The organism is Leifsonia sp. Leaf264, from assembly GCF_001422325.1.
Lineage (GTDB): Bacteria > Actinomycetota > Actinomycetes > Actinomycetales > Microbacteriaceae > Orlajensenia.
In genome coordinates this window covers 273,268-292,954 of the sequence record NZ_LMMR01000004.1, presented here as the reverse complement: position 1 = coordinate 292,954, position 19,687 = coordinate 273,268, and the positions used below count along the sequence as shown (strand labels likewise).

Below are 19,687 nucleotides of genomic sequence, written 5' to 3'. Positions count from 1 at the left end.
AGCGGGCGGGGAGGACGCTAGGAGACGGTGAAGTGCTGTTCCCCGATGTCGACTCGGGATCCCCGCGGAACCAGGTAGCGGCGTCCGGGGTCGCAGCGCATCGCCGGCTCGTGGGGGCGACGGATGATGGTGCCGTTGCCGGAGAACCTGTCGCAGACCCACAGCTCGCCGCCGTGCTGGCCGAACTCGAGATGCGTCTTCGAGACCGACAGGCCTCGATCGGCGACGGCGATGAGTTCGTCGTGGTACTCGGTGGGTTGCTGCAGCGGTCGGCGGCCGATCAGCCCGGTGCCTGACACCGCCCATTGCTCCCCCGTGCTGAAGGAGAGGATGAACGTCGACGCTTCCACGGCGACAGGGGCAGCGGTGTGGGCACCGGGTGCCGCTGCGTCGGCCGTGGCGGCCGTCGCCGGCGCAGACTCCGACCCCGGGGCCGGATCGGCCTGCAGCCCGCCGGGGCGGAGCGGCTCGATGATCGTGGTGTCGCCGGGCCGCGGATCGGTCCTGGTGCGACTCAGCGGGGTCGCCGTCGTCGAGCTGCCGCACTCGCCGCAGAACATCGCGCCCGGTGGGAGGGTGGCGCCGCAGATCAGGCAGGTCATGGTCGAGGCCTCCGTCCATCCCTCGGCATCCGGAACGATCTGAGCGAGACTCGCGCGCGCAGCCGCTGCCATCGCGTGTGTCCCGCGTCGAGACTATCGCGCAGCTCGTCGACCTCACGCCACACCCGGTCGGCCTGTTCGACCGGAGGCGGCTCCGGTGCGAACACGGCACGGTCGACGTCCGTGGCCAGCGCGAGGGGGCGGATGCCGCCTACGAGGGCCGCGTTCTCGCTGCGGGTGGCCGACGGCGGCAGGGCGAACCCGTGGTCGACGGCGAGGTCGGTGAACTCGCGCCAGCCCCCGGCGATCCGTTCCACGGGGTCCGGGGCACGTCGGCGCAGCCGCCGTCGGCGCAGCTTCGCGGCGATGACGGCGAGGAAGGGGCTGAGGACGACGGCGAGGCCGAGCAGGATCCATCCCGTGATCGTGGCCACCAGGAGCACGAGGGCGAGGACGGGGTCGACGGTGTCCGGGGCATCCGTCGGCACCCTCTGCGGATCGGGAGCAGGCGCCTCCGGTTGCGGTTCCTCGAGCGGTGGCGGCAGGACGACCTGGGGTCTGGAGATGGCGGTGAGGTCCTCGTCGTCCTTGTCGGGGATCTTCCGCGCCTCCGGATTCGGGTCGACGGGCACCCAGGAGCCCGAGGCGTCCTGCACCTCGATCCACGCCGTGATGTCGGAGCCCGTCACGGCCACGGAACCCGCGGTCGCCGAGACGTCGGGCTCGAAGCCGATGACGACACGCGCCGGGAAGCCGATCATGCGCGCGAGCACCGCCGCCACCGCCGCGTACTGCTCCTGGTCGCCCACCATCGGCACGTCGGTCACCAGCTGCGTCAGGCGTGCTGCCGCGTGGCCGGACACGCTGTCGCTCGGGTGCTCGGTGTCGTCGGTGCCGTGGCTCAGGTAGCCGTCCTTCCGGAGGCCGGCGATCATGTCGGAGAGCTGGGTCCCGGCATCGGTGTTCTCGTCGACCCAGTCCGTGAGTCTGGCGGAGAGGCCCTCCGGGACGACCGTCAGCGGAGGGAGGACGGCTGTACCCGGACGCAGCGAGGCCAGTGCGGTCGGTGCCACGGGAACGACGGCGTCGCTCTGGTAGGAGTCGCCATCGGCGAGGCCGCCGAGGACGGCCCCTGTCGCCGCGTTGTCGTTGTAGTAGAACGAGTCGGTCAGTCTGTCCGCCCGATCCGAGGTGAAGCGGATGCTCTCGAGCTTGCCGACACCGGGAACCCAGACGCCGGAATAGGCGCCGATGGTCACGTCGATCGCGACGCGGTCGCCGGCGACGGCGCTCTGGTCGATGCGGAACGGCAGCCTGGTGAACGATCCCGAGGCGCTGGAGACAGTGTCGCTGCCCACGGAGTAGACGATCCCGTCGTAGCTGTCGAGGGCCGCGAGCCGGATGAGGCCGCCGGCGGGAAGGCCTGAGACCGTGAGCATCGTCTCCCCCGCTGCATCCGCGGCCAGGTAGCTCCGGAAGGCTGCGAGCGGGCTCGGGTAGTCGCGTGGGTCGAACGGCTGCTCGGCGTGCCGACGGAGCACCTCCCGCGCGTTCGTCGACGGGTAGGCGACCGCCGCGACAGTTCCCCCGGCCACGGCGATGGCGACGATGATCGCGGCTCCCAACACGGTCCTGGTCGCGGCGATGCGTCGCCGGGCGGCGCTCTCGCGCAGTCCGCTGCCGACCTGGCGAACCCTGGCGATGGCCTCGGCGCGACGGCGGCGGTGCACCCAGGCTGCCCAGAAGACGAGCACGATGCCGAGCACCAGCGCGATCTCGACCGGGGCGGATGCCGCAGACGGACCGATCAGGATCGCGGCGATGAAGAGCAGCAGGGGCGCCAGGACGGCGAGCTCCCCGCGTCGGGAGCGCAGCGCGACGGACATGCCGGCGGTCGTCGTGGCGAGCACCAGCATCACCACGGGCACGAGCAGGGCCTGGTACGAGCCGACGGGCGTCACCACCGTGAGGAGCTGCTTCCAGGAGAGCGCCGTACCGGCGAGGAGGTCGACGAGTCCGTCCGGCGTGGGGATCACCCCGAGGTACGCGCCGGACGGAACCCCGAGCGGGACCCCGATGACGAGGAAGGCCGCAATGGTGACGGCGAGCACCACGAGGGAGGACCAGTTCCTGAAAGCGCCGACCGTCGCTATGGCGCATCCGACGACAGCCGACACACCGACGGCGACGATGAACGCCGGGCTCTGATACACCGGCCAGAGGGTCGCCGAGGCGATCCCCGTCGCGGCCAACAGCATGAGCGCGTTGACGAGCACCGGCGTCGTCGCCGGTCGGTCCTGCCCGGATCCCCTCATCAGAGCACCGCCGTCCTGGCGAGGGTCTTCTGCAGGTCATCGAGATAGCCGATGGTGAGCACGCTGAGCTCGGCGACTCGACGCAGCACCGGCATGGCGTCGGGTTCGCAGAGCACTGCGAAGACGTCGACTCCCACCGGAAGGGCTGCCGCGGCCTGGCGCAAGCGTCCGACGGTCGTCGCCGATCCTGCGATGAGGAAGGCGACAGAGGCGTCAGCGGCGTGCTCGCCGGCCATCCGGGTCAGGGCGACGATGCCCGTCGCCTCCGAGGTGAGCTGCACGAGGGTGAGGTCGTCGAGCAGCCGGCTCCGGCTGGAGGTGCGCAGGGTGTGCGCGGCCGGCACCCGGTGCCTGCCGGAGTCGTTGCGGCGGCCGCTGGCGACGACGGAGACGGAGCGGGCATCGCGGATGGCGTGGGTCCCGAGGGATCCGGCTGCGCTGACGGCCAACTCGAACTCCTCCGCGTCGGCGTAGTCCGACGCGGCCAGGCTCAGCACGACCATGATGTGGCTGCGGCGGGTCTCCTCGAACTGGCGCACCATGTAGACGCCGGTCTTCGCGGAGCTGCGCCAGTGGATGAACCGCCTGTCGTCGCCCGTCGTGTACTCCCTGAGGGCGTGGAAGGCGACGTCACTCGAGGTGAGGGTGCGCGTCGGCGTGCCCTCGAGATCACGAACGTAGCCCGTGGAGATCGCCGGGATCGCTATGGTGCGCGGATGCACGAACAGCTCCGACCTCTCGGCCCAGCTGAGCTCGCGACGGAACAGGCCGATCGGATCGCCTCGGATGGTGCGGACGGGGCCGACGGGGATCACCCCGCGGCGTTCAGCCGCGACCATGAAGATCTCGCTCGCCTCGGAATCGCGGGGAATGCCCGGGATGTGGAACTCGGCGAGACCGTCGCCGATAGGCACCTCGACGCCGATTCCGCCGAGATGGCGTCGCGTCGGGTTCGCCACCACGACCTCGCCGGGGGCCTTCTCGCCGACCACGACGCGGGTGACGGGGAGCGACAGGCGGATGCGGAAGGAGTTGCGCCCCACCAGGTAGAGCGCCGAGATCAGCAGGAGCACCGTCCCGGCCCAGGCCAGGGCGACGAACTCGAGCCACCCGAGGGGGTAGCCGATGGAGAATCCGAGCACGACGACGAGCACGACGCTCCATCCGAAGGCCGTCATCGACCCCGCCACGGCCCGCGTCGATGCCGCGACGGCACCGCGTGCCGATGCCCAGAACGCCACGAGGGCCGTGATCGCGTCGGCGAGCCTGCCCTCCCTTGGTCCCGCGTCGATGCGATCGTCGGAGGGGGGCGGCTCTGACGCTCGCGCGAGCGCCGGCTGGCTCACACGGCGAGCCTGTCACTGGGCGGCGGGGTCTCGATCAGCAGCTGCGAGATGACGTTCGACACGTTGACGCCGTCGAACTCGGCCTCGGGGTCGAGGATGAGGCGGTGGGCGAGCACGGGCTCGGCCAACGCCTTCACGTCATCGGGGATGACGTAGTGCCTGCCGCCGGCCGCCGCGAGGGTCTTCGCGGCGCGCAACAGTGCGAGGGCGCCGCGCACGCTCACCCCGAGGCGCACCTCCTGAGCGTGGCGGGTGGCCTGCACGATGCGTGACACGTAGTCGTTGATGCTCGGGTCGACGTGCACGGTCCTCGCCGACGCCGCCATCTCGACCATGGTGCGCGCCGACACGACGGTCGGCACCACGACGCCGTGGGCGCGCTGGTCGGCTCCCTCGAGGATGCGCAGGGTCGATGCGTGGTCGGGGTAGCCGATCGACGCCCGCATGAGGAACCTGTCGAGCTGAGCCTCCGGGAGCCGATAGGTACCAGCCTGCTCGATGGGGTTCTGCGTGGCGATGACCATGAACGGCAGGTCGAGCGCGTGCGTGATGCCGTCGTTGGTGATCTGCCCCTCCTCCATCGCCTCGAGCAGCGCCGACTGCGTCTTCGGGCTGGCGCGGTTGATCTCGTCGGCGAGCACGATGTTGGCGAAGACGGGTCCACGGTGGAACTCGAAGGACCCCGACCGCTGGTCGTACACGCTGACGCCGGTGATGTCGCCGGGCAGCAGATCGGGGGTGAACTGCACGCGGGAGCTGGTGCCGTCGACGCTCTGCGCCATCGCCCGGGCGAGGGAGGTCTTCCCCGTGCCCGGCACGTCCTCGAGCAGCAGGTGACCCTCGCTGAAGAGCGCCGTGAAAGCGAGACGGATTACGTGGGTCTTGCCGAGCAGCACGCGCTCGACCCCGGCGACGAGGCGGTCGAAGGTCTCGGCGAACTCGGCCGCGGCATCCGGGGTCATCGTCACTGCAGGTCCTCGCTCCATCGTCGTCATCGGGAGTACGTCCTCGTCACGCCGTTGATCGTGACTCCCAACCTTACGGGTGCATCGGCCGGGAGATCGGGAATGGTGCAGCTGGTGCCGCCGGGCTCCACGCTGACGGAGACGAGCGGGTCGCTGCCGTCGACGTAGCAGGTGTAGCTCGCCGGGTAGTCGGGTCCGTTGCCGGGATCGTTGGTCCAGGACCAGACCGAGTCGGTGACGCCGTTCTCGGGATCCGACGGGGTGTACACGCGGCTCGGAAGCTCCCAGGTGAGCGACGGTTGCGGATCGCCCGGTTGCACGTCGGACCAGGGCCCGCAGCTGCCCCATGCCGTGCAGCCGCGCACCTGGAACCTGAGGGTCTCCCCGTACGAACGGCCGAAGATGCGGCGAGGGATCCCCTGGCCCGGGAAGTCCTGGGCCGCCGTGAGCGGTGAGCCCGCCTGGTCCACCAGTCGGATCTGGAAGCTGCTGACGCCGGAACCGGCGCTCACCCCACGGATGACGAGGTCCTGCGCGTACTCCGTCGCCTCGACCGAGGCGTCGACCGCCGTGATGGCACCGGGCCCGGGCCGCACGACGGAGCCGTCCACGACGGTGGAGACGCAGCCGGCCCGGTTGTAGCCCCACACCACGAAGTTGTAGCTGGTGTCGTCGCCGGTGAGTCCGTCGAACCTGGCCGTCGTGGCATCGGTAGGCAGGGTCTGCACGATGCCGCCGGGAGGAGAGACCGTCCCCGGCGCCGGGGTCGACACGGAGCAGCCGGCGGCCCCGGTCGGCACGTCCGGGAGAGCCCCGCCGGGCGCCGTGTCCGCGAGGCGCTGCACGTAGTAGGCCTGCAGGGGGTCGCCGTTGGCGGCGAACGGCGCCCACTGCACGGTGACGGCTCCCGATCCGGGGTCGGCGACGACGTCGACGGATGCCGCGACCGGCGCCCCGAACGGGACTCCGGAGCCCGACGCGCTGTTCCAGCTCGAGAGTGCCGGGTAGGCGCCGTTGCGTGCGCTCACCGTGAACGCGACGGTGCTGCCGTTCACGAGCGAGCCCTGGTCTATGCTGCAGCGTCCGGCCGAGCAGATGGCCGAGGCCGAGAGCTCTCCCAGTTCGGTTCCCCCGACCGTGACGACGTAGGTCGCCACGGCGGTTCCGCCACCGGGAACTCCGACGGCGTCCCAGCCGAGCTTGAGGCCGCCGTCGAGAGGAGCCGCCGTGAGCCCCGTGGGCGCCGGTGGAATCACGTCGGACCAGGCTGCTGCAGGGGTCTCGGTCGGGTCGGAGACCCCGATCCCGTTCGTCGCCGTGACGCGCACCCTGACGGCATTGGCCTCACCGTTCCCGGGGGTGGCCACGGTGCAGGTCGTCGCCGCGCAGGGTGTGGAAGAGACGACGGCGCCGGTGGCGGCGCTGACGAGGGCGACGTCGTATCCGCTGATGGGCGAGTTGTTGAATCCGGCGGCGTTGAAGGCGACGCTCAGCGAGCCGTCGCCGAAGCCCGTCACCCGCAGTGCCGTCACGGGATCGGGCCGATCCTGCACGGAGATGCGCACGGTGCCCCAGGCGTATCGCGTGGGGTCGCCTGTGGCGTCAGCCACCTGGTACTGCAGGTTGGTGTCGACGGGCGCGGCACTGTCGGAGACCGTGACGCGCACGATCGACTTGTCGGCGCTCGGCTCGACCGTCACCCCGTCGGGAAGCTCGGCCGAGTCGACCCCCGTCACAGTGAGCACGCGCAGCGGCGTCTCGGGGAACGGGTTGGTGGCGTTGTCGTTCTTCAGCACGTCGATCGTCGTGGTCTGTCCGCGCGGGGCGATGGCACTGTCCGGAGCCGGAACGGCGATGGGCCGCGTGGACGGCACGACGCGCAGCACGATGCGTCCGGAGCTGCCCGTGTTCACGTCATCGCGCACGCCGATGGTGACGGCGCTCTCGCTCCCTGTCGCCGTGTCGGCGTCGGCACGGATGGTGAGGGTGCGGCCGTCCAGCGTCGTGCTGAACCCGACGGGCGGGTCCACGATCGAATAGCTCAACTCGTCGATGTCATCGGGGTAGGGGTAGCTCGTGAGGCCGGTGAGACGGATGTCCTTCTCCTGGCCGGGCTCGAACTCGATGATGCCGCCGGTGAACGACGGCGGCTGGTTCTCGCGCGGGGTCACCGTGATGGGCAGCACGATGGTCGACACCCGACCGTCGTCGTCCCCCGCCGGGGCGTCGGTGACCTCGAAGGAGATGGAGGCCGGACCGAAGTACCCCTGGGCGCTCCGGAAGCGGAGGGTGTCGCGATCCACGACCAGGTCCGAACCGTCGGAGTGCGTCGCCCGCACAGTGCCGGAATCCGTCAGCCGCACCTTCCGGTTGCCGACGGCCACGATGAAGTCGTTGATGTCGATGGAGACGTCGGCCTCGCTCGCCACCATGATCGCCGGTGCGGAACGGCGCAGCTGCGGCAGCGCGTCATCGAAGCCCGGCACCCAGATCAGCGCATAGGCGACGACGGTCGGGTCCTCCGGATGGGCCACGCGGAACGGGATGATCTGGCTGGAATCCTCGATCGTCACCCGCACGCGCTTCGACGCCGTCACGACGGCCGTCGTCTCGTAGTCGGGCAGCAGGCTGAGCTTCAGCTCCTGCGCGGGGCCATCGGCGAAGAAGACGTTGGCCAGGACGTCGACGTCGATCGAGTCGCGGTCGAGAACGTCGGAGAGGGTGAGCACGGTGTCCCGGGCGACCGGATGCGACAGCGGGGCGTCGGTGCGGGCCTGCACGGTCAGGAAGGTCGAGTTGGTTCCGCCGCGCGGGTTCTGGATCGTGTACACGAAGCCGTACTCCCCGGGCGCATCCGGGACCTGCACCGTGACGACGTCGTCCTCGATGGTCGCCGTCGCGCCGGAGTCCGCTGTCGGCACGATTCCGGTGACGGCGAGGGCTCCGCCGTCGGGATCGGAGTCGTTCTCCAGCACCTGCACCAGCACGGTCGATCCCGGACGCGCCGCCACGACGTCGGGGACGGCGATGGGGTTGCGTGCCCCGTCGAGCCTGGCGCTGATGCCGACGCGGATGGTGCCGGTCGCGCGGCTGCCCAGGGCGTCGACGACGGAGTAGGTGAACGAGTCCGTCCCCTCGCTGTACTCGCCCGAGGTGTACTCGAGCCAGTCCGACCCCGAGTCGGTGACCGCGCCCAGGTCCGGGTTGGATTCCTGGCCGAGCAACTGCACGGAGTCGCCGTCGGGGTCGATTCCGGCGAGGGGGATGGTGATGCGCACGGTGTCACCGGCGAGGACCCTGGCCGTGACGAGACGCGGGACCGGTGCCCGGTTCGACGTGGGATCGGTCTCGCGCACCGAGATCCTCACCTCGCCGCTGGCGAACTGGCCGTCCGGCGCGTCGACCCGGTAGACGGCCGTGTAGTTCCCGGGCTTGTCCGGAGCCAGGTACCGCAGGGTCTGGCCCGAGGCGAAGGCGAGGCCACTGCCCTCCGGCCGGTCGGGCAGCTCGGGATCGAGGGTCAGCGGATCGCCGTCTGGTTGCTCGTCGTTGGCGAGCACGGGGATGTCGATGGCGTCCCCGACGCGCACCGAGGCCGTGTCGGGGTTCGCGATGGGGGCCTGCCGAATGGCGGGCTGCGGCACCTCGATGACCGTCACCCGCCCCGCAGCCTCGGCGGTGCCGTTGCTCACCGTGTAGCTGAACGCCGTGTTCTCCTCGAGCGGCCTGGTGAGGGTGATGCGCAGCAGCCGCTGCTCGAGCACCTCCACCCGCATTCCGCTGTCGGGCGGCACATCGGAGACTCCGGTGAGCAGCAGCACTCCGCCTGACGGGTCGATGTCGCTGGCGAGCACGTCGATGGTCGCATCGCTCAGTGCACGCACGAAGGCCGTGTGCGGCACCGTGATCGGAACCATGGATCCGCCCAGCGGCGACACGTCGATCCGCACCACGCCCGACCCGGGGACCACGCCGTCGGTGACGCCGTAGTCGACGTAGACCGTTCCCGGCGCCTTCGCCGTGAACTGGAACGTGCCGGCGTCGTAGTCGGGGACGATGTCCGCCCCGGGCTTCGCGGGCACGCTCGAGAGCCGGATCGACCCGGATCCGCCGTGGACGTGAGCGAGCGGAGTGACTGTGACGGCCTCGCCGACGTACGCCGACACGACGAACGGGTCGGCGATGATCGGCACCGATCCCGCCGGCCTCACCTTGACGACGAGGGCGCCGGATCCCGTGTCCCGGCCGTCTGAGACGGCGAGGCTGACCCTGACGTTCTCACCGCCGCCGTCGACATCACTGAAGATGACGGTTCCGTCGGGCTTGAAGGCGATCTGGTCCGACGCCCCGACGGCTCCTGACAGGAAGATCGCGTCGCCATCGGGGTCGTACCAGTCGGTGAGCACCTGGGTCGTGACCCGGCCGCCGACCTGCACGGCGGCGCGAGTGTCGCGCACCTGCTGCGGTGGCGAGTTCTCGGTCTCGGTGCGCACCGTGACCGTGACCTCGGCCTGGTCGCTCAGCCCGCGGCCGTCGCTGACCGTGTACCGGAAGGTGAGGGTCCCGGATGCCGAGTCCGGAAGGGTCAGCTGCAGTTGCTGACCGTTGCCGACGACGTCGACGCGCCCCGCATCGGCGGCCGGCTGCGTGGTGGACTCCACGACGAGGACGTCGCCGTTCGGGTCGAAGTCGTTGATGAGCACGGGCAGTGTCGTCGGACGGCCGGGTCGAGCCCCGAACTCGTCGTCCTTCGCCACGGGCGGCAGCTGCGACTTCTCGTACTCCGGGTCCACTTCGGGGTCGTTCTTCTCCGTCGTCTTGTCGGCCGGCCGCCGGTCGATGAGCTGCGCCCAGTTGTCGATGCGGTGGTTGTCGTCCTGTACGGCCCAGACATCGCCGCTGGCCGTGTCGTTCAGCACCAGGATGCCGTCGTTCTCCCGGAAGGTGAGAGTGAGTCCACCGGATGCCTCGTCGAGGGTGCGCGTGACGCCCCGCTTCGAACCGCAGGCGCTCCAGGCCTTGCCATCGGCCCAGGCCGCGTACCGGCATCCGGCCGCGACGACGGGAGCACTCGGGGTTCCGGCCCGACCTGACTCCAGCGACCGTGCTGCACCGCTGGAGATCGGCACGCTGACCAGACCGCCCTGATGGGCGACGAGGACATCGCTGCCGTCGACGCTCGCCTGCTGCAGCTGGGCGTCGAGCCCGTCGGCGATCAGCCCGTCGAGGGCGACGGTTCCCGATTGCAGGCTGATCACCCGCGTCGTGCGGTCGAGGACCGCCCAGGACCCGGCGACGCTCGAGACCGTTACGTCGTCGTCGGGAGCGATCCCCGAGAGGATCAGCGACTGCACGACGGTTCCGGCTCCGACGTCGATCACCGACAACGTGCTCGTCGCCGGGGTGAAGGCGATCATGCGCCCGCCCGGGTCGACGCTCGTGACAGTGCCGGGTCCGAGGCGCAGCCGGGGCTCGGACGACGGGTCGTACTCGCCCAGCGAGGTGAGAGGAGTCGTCCAGATGTCGCCGTCGGCCACGATCACGGCGGTGTCGCCGGCGATGCTCACCTCCGGATCGTTCGAGGGCAGCGGGATGCTCGCCGTGACCTCGCTGGTGGCGGCATCGACCACCGCGATCGCGCTCTTCGACTGGTCGACCACGAGCACCGTCGAGCCGGACTGGATGACGTCGATGTCCTTGCTTCCGGCCGCGACCACGGAGTCGAGCTGGAGGATCTGCGTGTTGGCGCGACCGATCGCGTTCTCGGCGGAGTTCGTGACCCAGACCGATCCATCGCCCAGGTCGATGCGCTGGGCCGAGTACCCGCCCGAGGCTATGGCGATGGTCGCGATGACCGTCGTGATGGCCGTTCCGCTCACCATGGCGACGATGCCGGAGCGGTGGGTGCTCAGCCAGGCGCGCATCACGGTGATGCTGCCGGTTCCACGGCCACGCACTTCTCGCTGCTGGGGGTGCCCGTCCGGCCCTCGCGGGTGACCGTGACGGTGATGCAGACGGATTCGACGTCGCCAGCGGCATCCGCGCGGAAGCTGGTGTCGTGCTGGATGCTCGACTCCCCTCCGGTCACCGAGACCACGTAGTTGTCGCCGGTGCGCAGCCCGGGGTCCTCCCAGGAGAAGTCGACGGAGCCGTCCGATGCCTGCCCGGCGATGTTGCTGACGGTAGGGATGTCGGAGGAGGTCGAGCGGACTATCGCGATGGTGGCCGTGACGGCAAGGCCGAGCACGACCACGGAGATCGCGAGCATGGCCCAGACCAGCCGCCGACTGCGCCTGTCGGCCGCCGCCCTGCCCGAGGCATCCGCCCCGCCAGTGCTGCCGCTCCGACCGAAGGACGACGGAGTCACCGTCATCGTGCGCGCGGCGGCCTGCTTGCGGGTGCGCCGACCGGTTCCGGCGCTCACGACGTTCGCACCGCTGATGCGCGTGCGCTCCTCGAGGTCGACGGCCGTCGCGATGGCCCAGTCGTCCATCGCGACCTCGATCGGCGTCTGCGGCAGGTCGAGTTCGGCCTCGACGGCCTGCAACTCGCGGATGAAGTCGAGCACGCTGCGCTGGCGGTTCTCCGGTCGGCGTGACATCGCCCGCGAGAGCACCAGCTCGAGTCGCTCCGGCACGTCGGCGCGGCGGATGGGCTCGTACCGGGCCTTGGAGATTCGCGCCATCAGCTCGGCGGCCGTGTTCTCCGTCCCGGGAACCTCGAAGGGCGACCGGCCGGCCAGCAGCGAGTACAGCGTCGCACCGAGGGACCAGATCTCGGACGCGACGCTTCCCGACACGTCGTCCTGCAGGACCTCAGGGGCCGACCACGGGATCGACAGGCCGACGGCCTCGGTCGTCTCGGCCTCGCCGAGGGTCGCCGCGATGCCGAAGTCGGAGAGCACGGGGTGCCCGTACGCGGTCATCAGGATGTTCGACGGCTTGATGTCCCGGTGCAGGACTCCGGCCCGGTGCGCGGTCTCGACGGCGCTGGCGATCTTGACGCCGATCTGGAGCACCTCGGACACGGGAAGCGGGTCGGCGCGGTAGCGCGTGGTGAGAGTCGCCGAGCAGTACTCCATCACGAGGTAGGGGCGCCCGTCGCTGGAGACACTGGCCTGGTAGACGGTGAGGATCGACGGATGCGAGCTGAGCTGGGCCATGAGGTTCGCCTCGGCCTGGAACATCTGGCGCACCTGGTCGTTCACGACCTCGCTCAGCAGCACCTTCACGGCAACCTGCCGACGCGGCATCGACTGCTCGTAGAGGAAGACATCGGCGAATCCGCCGGAGCCCAGCACGTGCACGTAGGAGAACCCCGGGAGGACCGGTGGCGTTGACGGAAGGCGTCGCGTCATCGTGGCCCCCTTCCTCCGTGCCCACGTCGGCAGCCAGCTGACTCGGCACCCCCACCGCGTTCCAGCCCTCTTCCCCCCAATTGTAGGCACCCATGCGTCATGACAGACCCCCTCGAACGGGGCGCATGGCGCGTGTCACGATCAGTGGTCGTGCGGGTTCGGGGCGGCCCCGGTCACGCCGAGGACATCGACCACGATGACCGTCACGTTGTCACGCCCGCCGTTGGCCAGGGCGGCGTCGACCAGCTGCTTGGCGGCATCCGCCGGTGTCTCGGTCGACATCAGGAAGTGACGCATCCCGTACGGGGTCAGTTCCTTGGTGAGGCCGTCGGAGCAGACGAGGAGGCGCGAACCCTCCTCGACCGCGATCAGCCTGTAGTCGGGGATGGGAGGCTCGTGGAAGCCGACGGCGCGGGTGATGACATTGGAATGCGGATGCGTCTCGGCTTCTTCGCGCGAGATGTGGCCGGCGTCGACGAGCTCCTGCACGATGGAGTGGTCTGTCGTGAGCTGCTCCAGCACGCCATGCGAAAGCAGGTAGACCCTGGAGTCGCCGATGTTGAAGACCAGCCAGGCGAGGCCCGCCGCCGTCTGGGTGAGGGCGACCCCGGTGACGGTCGTGCCGGTGCCGGAGTCGGTGACGCCTCCTCCACGGCCCATGTCGTCGACGGCCAGTCTCAGCGACTGCTCGATGCCAGCCGTGTCGGCCGTCGGTCGTCCGCTGTGCTCGGCGAGCCTGGTGACGACGGCCGCGCTGGCGAAGTCGCCGGCGGTGTGACCGCCCATGCCGTCCGCCACGGCGAAGACCGGCGCCTGCGCCATGTAGCTGTCCTCGTTCGCCTCCCGGCGGTGCCCGGTGTCGGTGATGGCCGCCCAGGCGAGCGTCACTGCAGCATCGACGGGGCCCGGGATCTGCGCTGTGAACTCGGGCATGCCCTGACCGATCTGCGTCACGTCGTCGGCCTTCTCATCTTCGGGGGGTCGGTGGAGCGCTCTCGGGAGTCCTCCAGCGCGGATATCGTCACGATTGTACCGTCCCCGATGTGCACCATCGTTCCAGGCGCCACGACGATCGACTGCCCTGGTCGCAGGCGGATGCGATCGGCGTGCGGCGGAACGACGACGGTGCCGTTCGTGGAGCGCTGGTCGGTCACCACGACGGCGTCGCCCTGCTGACGCACCTCGAGGTGGGTCGCCGACACCTCGCGACCGGGCGACGGCACATCGACCAGGTGCACGCGCTCCCCCACGGCGGGCACCCGACCCAGCCTGGGGCGACGGCCGATCAGGTAGACGGCGTCCAGCTCGCGCAGCTCGCCGTTGCCGATGCGCAGGCCGTAGCGGGACGGCGCCGGCGGCTGCCATTCCGGCTCCGGTGCCGGCTGTGGTTCCGGCCGCGACTCCGGCTCCGACCGCGGTTCGAGTTCCCTCTGCTGCCCCGGCTGCGAGGCGGGCCCGGGCTGGGCTCCGGCATCCGGAGCCGATTCGAGCTCGCGCGGACGGATCACGGTGTCGTGGTCATGCTCGGGGTCGGGCAGTCGCCGCGGACGCAGGACGGTGTCGCCGACAGGGGGGACCGCCGGCGGTGCGACAGGGACGGCCGGGCTCCCCGTCGATGATGAGTCGGCGGCCTGCTGAGGCGGATGCTGCGACTCGGCCGGGAGCCAGTCCAGCCTGGTCGCCGTGACAGTGCCGAGGCCGACGGCCGTGCCGGTCCCGATCTCGGCCGGACGCGGCACCGGCGCGCCGTCCCGCCCGATCACGACGGCGGTGACGGCCTGGAAGTCGGCGAGCAGCCACGGACGGATGCCACGATCACTGAAGCGGCGCGACCCGCCCACCGAGTAGACGTCGACGACGAAGGCACCGCGCACGACCCCCGACACCGTCACCCCGTCGCCATCGGAGGGCCCGGCAGCCACCACCAGGGCGAACCCGTCGACGGCACCGTCTCCGCGCAGCGGGATGAGGCCGACGAGTTCCTCGACGCTCACGGAACGGCTGGCCCTGTCGCCCAATGCGGCCACGACGGCGGCATCGCTGCCCGCGGGCAGGGCGGCCACGAAATTCTCGCCGACGACCGCGATCAGCTCGCTCGAGGCGCCTGTGCGCTCGACGTGGGCTCGCCCCACCTCAGCGCCCCGTCCGACGGTCGTCGACGACGACAGTCACCCGCGCGCGCATGCTCATGGGGCCATGCTAGCGGTCGGTTTCCCGGCGGATCCACGCTGAAGCATGGAATCCGCAGCAACTCTCGGGCATATCGACGGATTCCCTTGCCGTTACCCCACTGCACTGCCAGAATCGAGCAATGAGCACCCAGCCCCGTGCGACGCCGCCGAAGCCCATGCACCTCGACGACGTCTCCAAGGCGATCATCGAGCAGCTGCAGACCGATGGCCGGCGCTCCTACGCCGAGATCGGCAAGGCCGTGGGGCTCAGCGAGGCTGCCGTACGCCAGCGGGTGCAGAAACTCACGGATTCGGGCGTCATGCAGGTGGTCGCCGTCACCGACCCGATGCAGCTCGGGTTCTACAGGCAGGCCATGGTGGGTGTCCGTGCATCGGGCGACACCCGTGACCTGGCAGACAGACTGGCCGCGCTTCCCGAGGTCGACTACGTCGTTCTCACCGCGGGGAGCTTCGACATCCTGGTCGAAGTGGTGTGCGAGAACGACGAGGAGCTGATATCCCTTCTGAACTCGAGGATCCGCAGTCTCGAAGGGGTGCTCAGCACCGAGACCTTCGTCTATCTCAAACTCCACAAACAGCTCTACAACTGGGGAACACGATGACACTTAACACCTCCACGTCAGCACCGACCGGCTATGACGAGGCCGACCTGCAGCAGAAGGCCAAGGACCACCTCTGGATGCACTTCTCCCGGCAGTCGACCCTCGAGGAGTCCGGCGTGCCGATCATCACGCGCGGGCAGGGCCACCACATCTGGGACTCGAAGGGCAAGCAGTACATCGACGCACTGTCCGGTCTCTTCGTCGTCAACGCCGGCCACGGCCGCAAGCGCCTCGCCGAGGTCGCCGCCAAGCAGGCCGAGGAGCTGGCGTTCTTCCCGATCTGGTCGTACGCGCATCCGTCGGCCATTGAACTCGCCGACAGGCTCGCCGACTACGCCCCGGGCGACCTCAACCGGGTGTTCTTCTCCACCGGCGGCGGCGAGGCCGTCGAGACGGCCTTCAAGCTGGCCAAGTACTACTGGAAGCTGCAGGGCAAGCCCACCAAGCACAAGGTGATCTCCCGTGCCGTCGCCTACCACGGCACGCCGCAGGGCGCCCTGGCCATCACCGGCATCCCGGCGATGAAGGCGATGTTCGAGCCGCTCACCCCGGGCGGATTCCGCGTGCCGAACACCAACTACTACCGTGCCGACGAGGCCGGCTTCATCGCCGTCGACTCGGGCGTGGACCCGCAGGAGCAGTTCGGCGTCTGGGCGGCCAACCGCATCGAGGAGATGATCCAGTTCGAAGGACCTGACACCGTCGCTGCGGTCTTCCTCGAGCCCGTGCAGAACTCGGGCGGATGCTTCCCCCCGCCTCCCGGATACTTCCAGCGCGTGCGGGAGATCTGCGACAAGTACGAGGTGCTTCTCGTCAGCGACGAGGTGATCTGCGCCTTCGGACGCATCGGCCATATGTTCGCCTGCGACGAGTACGGCTATGTACCCGACATGATCACCTGCGCCAAGGGCATGACGAGCGGATACTCCCCCATCGGCGCGACGATCATCAGCGACCGCATCTACGAGCCGTTCCGTCACGGCGACACGGCGTTCTACCACGGCTACACCTTCGGCGGGCACCCGGTGTCGGCCGCCGTGGCGCTGGCGAACCTCGACATCTTCGAGGAGGAGGGGCTCAACGAGCGGGTGCGCGAGAACTCGCCGCTGTTCCGGGCCGAGCTCGAGACACTCCTCGACCTGCCGATCGTCGGCGACGTGCGCGGCGACGGGTACTTCTTCGGAATCGAGCTCGTGAAGGACAAGGCCACGAAGGAGACCTTCGACGACGACGAGTCCGAGCGTCTGCTGCGCGGCTTCCTCTCGAAGGCGCTCTTCGACGCCGGCCTGTACTGCCGGGCCGACGACCGCGGCGACCCCGTCGTGCAGCTCGCTCCCCCGCTCACCACGGGACCAGCGGAGTTCGCCGAGATCACCGGCATCCTGCGCGGCGTGCTCAGCGAAGCCTGGACCCGGCTCTGAGCCGGATGCCGGCCGACCACCGGGAGCTGAGCTTCTGGTTCGATTCCCTCGTGGAGTCCGGGACCGACACCCTCGTGCCGCGTCCGGGGCTCCGCCGGGACGCCCGCTACGACGTGTGCATCGTCGGTGGCGGGCTCACCGGACTGTGGACGGCCTACTACCTCGCGAAGGCGGACCCCGCCCTGCGCATCGCCGTGCTCGAGAAGCACATCGCCGGCTTCGGAGCCTCCGGGCGCAACGGGGGCTGGTGCTCGGCCCTGTTCCCGCGTTCCGCCGCATCGCTCGAGCGTGCTCACGGCCGCGACGCCGCCACGGCGATGCGTCGGGCGATGATCGACACCGTCGACGAGGTCGGCCGGGTCGCGGCATCCGAGGGCATCGACTGCGACTACGTCAAGGGCGGCACCGTGGCGTTCGCCCGCGACGCCGTGCAGGACGCCGCCGCACGGGCGGAGGTCGCCGAGGCTCGCCAGGTCGGTGTCGACGCTCTCGCCTACTGGGGCACCGCTACCGTGCGTGCGCGCTTCGGCGCGACGGCCCTGCGCGCGGCTCCGGATTCCCGGCAGGCCGGTGCGTTCGGGGCGTCCTTCGATCCCGCCTGCGCCCGCGTGCACCCCGCCAAGCTGGTGCGTGGCCTGGCTCGCGTCGTCGAGGAGCTCGGCGTCGACATCTTCGAGGGCACCGAGGTCGACGACTGGGCCGCCCATCGCGTTCGATTCACGTCGACGGATGCCGCGGGCGAGCAGTTCGACGGCACGGTGATCGCGCCGACCGTCGTCATCGCCGTCGAGGGCTATGGGGCGGAGCTGCCGCGGGTCGGTCGCCGGGTGCTCCCGCTGTACTCGCTCATGATCGCGACCGAGCCGCTGTCGGATGCCGTATGGGATGAGATCGGCATCGAGCACGGGCAGACCTTCACCGACTACCGCCACCTCCTCGTCTACGGTCAGCGCACGGCCGACAATCGCTTCGCCTTCGGCGGGCGCGGAGCGCGCTACCACTGGGGCAGCCGCATCAGCCCCGACTACGACAGGGTCGACAGGGTCTTCACGCACCTGCGCGACACCCTCGTCGACCTGTTCCCGCAGGCCGCGGAGGCACAGGTGACCCATCGCTGGGGTGGCCCGCTCGGAGTCCCCCGCGACTGGCACGCCACGGCGAGCTACAACGCCAGAACCGGAGTCGCCTTCGCCGGCGGCTACGTCGGCGACGGGCTCTCGACCACGAACCTGGCCGGCCGCACCCTCAGCGACCTCATCCGCGAGGAGACGACGGAACTCACCAGTCTGCCGTGGGTGAACCACCGCTCGCCGCTCTGGGAGCCCGAACCGCTGCGCTTCGCCGGCGCGAACCTCGGGCTCCTGGGCATGGAGGTCGCCGACATCGAGCAGCGCCTGACGCGGCGCCCGTCGCTGGCGGCGAAGCTCATCGGCCCGCTCACCGGCCACTGACGTTCGTCTGGCGGTCGGTCGTCGAACAGCCACTCGTCGAACGGCCACTCGTCGAACGACCGATCGCGGGGCCGATCCGTGCGCTCGACGGCTCGCCGCCAGCGCGGCGCACAGTCGACTCGTCGACGATGGGCACCTCGAACGCCCACTCCGGCAACCGTCCGCCGTCGATCATGGCCCTGATGAGCGACGCCAGTCCGTAGTCGGGGTCGATGGCGAGGGCGGCCGTGATGAAGACTGCGGCTCGGGAACTCTGGCCGAGAGCCCAGCACAGCCAGGCCAGCATGGTGAGCGGCGCGACCCTGGCCGACAGCGGCGCGCAGGCGGCGAGCTGCCCGAGCAGCGCCATCGCAGCATCGATGCGGTCGGGATCCGGTCGTGGCCCCTCGCCCCAGAGCAGCAGTCCGGTTCCGGTCTCCTCGATCGTCGCCGCGCCGGTCCAGCGCAACTGGTCGTCGAGCGCCTGCAGGCCGATCTCGCGCCCGAACGCCCACTGCAGGATCGCGATGTCGCGGAACACCGGTCGCTCCAGCACCCACAGCGCTGATGCGATGATCTCGGGAGAGAGCGAGTCCGGTCGGTGCGCCAGCAGGTACTCGAGGAACTCCGGCAGCGCGAGGTCGGCGAGCTCGTAGGCGCCGGCTGCCACAGGACCGCCGGACGCCGGCTCGTCGCGCAACCTCCGCAGGCGTTGCGCGACACCCTCCGAGCGCGCGAGATCGACGACGGGCAGCTCGGTGTCGCCGCCGACGTCGCCGCGCACCTCCATCCCCTCGCGGTCGGCGAGCGCGTTGACGGCCGATCCCTCGATGTCGCCGAGCGGACGTCCGCCGGGCGGCAGCTCCGGATCGAGGTAGGAGGCCCACCCGTCGGCGGCCACGCACAGCGAATCGCGCACATGGAAGCCGCTGATCTCGGCCCGGTGCACCAGGACATCCATGAAGAGAGCCTGCGGAACGGCATCCGTCGCACCGAAGCACTCGTCTGTGTAGGCGACGGGAACGACGGCGTCGACCTCGGGAATCTTGCAGAGCATGCCGATCATCGAGGTCGCGAATCGCCTCAGTACCGCCAGTGGAGCTGCACCGGGAAGGTCGAAACGGATGGCACCGCAGGTGCGCGTGCCGCGGAAGGCGACCATCACGACGCTGTTGCGTGGCTGGTAGCCGGTGAGCCGCGGCAGGAGGGCGAGGAAGTCGTGGCCGGCGTCGGCCGTGATCACTGTTGGCATGCCTCGAGCGTGCGCCCGGCAGTGCGCGCACGGCGGGGTCTCTCGAGATCTGTGGAGCGACGGATGCCACCGCCTCCCCTGTGCAGAACCACCGTGTGAAGGCATCCGGAGGAGGTCTGCCCCGGAATCACCGGGCAGGCCCCGCCGATGCCTTCACACGGATGACCGGATGCCTTCACACGGCGGGCGCTGGACGCAAAACGTG

At 70.1% G+C, this 19,687-nt stretch carries 12 protein-coding genes; 3 read left to right on the top strand and 9 right to left on the bottom strand.

The window, feature by feature from the left end; all coding sequences use genetic code 11:
* Positions 1-17 precede the first annotated feature (17 nt).
* From ASF30_RS22205 to ASF30_RS06735, 8 genes are all read right to left on the bottom strand, one after another.
* Positions 18-602: a hypothetical protein gene (locus ASF30_RS22205; RefSeq protein ID WP_082467625.1), complete on the bottom strand. Its 585-nt coding sequence runs from the start codon at positions 600-602 to the stop codon at positions 18-20.
* Positions 599-2,917 (bottom strand): transglutaminase-like domain-containing protein, encoded by a 2,319-nt coding sequence (locus tag ASF30_RS06765; protein ID WP_055903693.1) that lies wholly within the window; start codon positions 2,915-2,917, stop codon positions 599-601. The genes ASF30_RS22205 and ASF30_RS06765 overlap by 4 nt, the downstream gene beginning before the upstream one ends.
* Positions 2,917-4,263, bottom strand: a complete 1,347-nt coding sequence (locus tag ASF30_RS06760) for a DUF58 domain-containing protein (protein ID WP_235480293.1) — start codon at positions 4,261-4,263, stop codon at positions 2,917-2,919. Before ASF30_RS06760 ends, ASF30_RS06765 begins: the two co-directional genes overlap by 1 nt.
* Entirely contained in the window at positions 4,260-5,231 is a 972-nt protein-coding gene (locus tag ASF30_RS06755; RefSeq protein ID WP_055903689.1) for an AAA family ATPase, read from the bottom strand. The genes ASF30_RS06760 and ASF30_RS06755 overlap by 4 nt, the downstream gene beginning before the upstream one ends.
* Before the next feature lie 23 nt (positions 5,232-5,254).
* A complete protein-coding gene (locus ASF30_RS06750; protein ID WP_157497052.1) occupies positions 5,255-11,152 on the bottom strand; it encodes an Ig-like domain-containing protein in 5,898 nt (1,965 codons plus the stop codon).
* Complete coding sequence (locus tag ASF30_RS06745; protein WP_055903683.1) at positions 11,152-12,585, bottom strand: serine/threonine-protein kinase; 1,434 nt, start codon at positions 12,583-12,585, stop codon at positions 11,152-11,154. Before ASF30_RS06745 ends, ASF30_RS06750 begins: the two co-directional genes overlap by 1 nt.
* A 141-nt stretch (positions 12,586-12,726) precedes the next feature.
* Positions 12,727-13,539, bottom strand: a complete 813-nt coding sequence (locus ASF30_RS06740; RefSeq protein WP_082467550.1) for a PP2C family protein-serine/threonine phosphatase — start codon at positions 13,537-13,539, stop codon at positions 12,727-12,729.
* Positions 13,536-14,717: an FHA domain-containing protein gene (locus ASF30_RS06735; RefSeq protein ID WP_055903680.1), complete on the bottom strand. Its 1,182-nt coding sequence runs from the start codon at positions 14,715-14,717 to the stop codon at positions 13,536-13,538. The genes ASF30_RS06740 and ASF30_RS06735 overlap by 4 nt, the downstream gene beginning before the upstream one ends.
* 179 nt (positions 14,718-14,896) lie before the next feature.
* On the opposite strand from ASF30_RS06735, the gene ASF30_RS06730 reads away from it, so the two are divergent.
* From ASF30_RS06730 to ASF30_RS06720, 3 genes are read left to right on the top strand one after another with little or no spacing between them, the layout of a single operon-like run.
* Positions 14,897-15,379 carry an Lrp/AsnC family transcriptional regulator gene (locus ASF30_RS06730; protein WP_055903676.1) on the top strand — a complete coding sequence of 161 codons (483 nt, stop codon included), beginning with the start codon at positions 14,897-14,899 and terminating at the stop codon, positions 15,377-15,379.
* Positions 15,376-16,800 (top strand): aspartate aminotransferase family protein, encoded by a 1,425-nt coding sequence (locus ASF30_RS06725; protein ID WP_055903673.1) that lies wholly within the window; start codon positions 15,376-15,378, stop codon positions 16,798-16,800. The genes ASF30_RS06730 and ASF30_RS06725 overlap by 4 nt, the downstream gene beginning before the upstream one ends.
* Positions 16,801-16,805: 5 nt before the next feature.
* A complete protein-coding gene (locus ASF30_RS06720) occupies positions 16,806-18,251 on the top strand; it encodes an NAD(P)/FAD-dependent oxidoreductase (protein ID WP_055903670.1) in 1,446 nt (481 codons plus the stop codon).
* On the opposite strand, the gene ASF30_RS06715 is transcribed toward ASF30_RS06720, so the two are convergent.
* Positions 18,238-19,482, bottom strand: a complete 1,245-nt coding sequence (locus ASF30_RS06715; protein ID WP_162240729.1) for a DUF4192 domain-containing protein — start codon at positions 19,480-19,482, stop codon at positions 18,238-18,240. The two genes, ASF30_RS06720 and ASF30_RS06715, sit on opposite strands and share 14 nt — an antisense overlap.
* Positions 19,483-19,687: the final 205 nt, after the last annotated feature.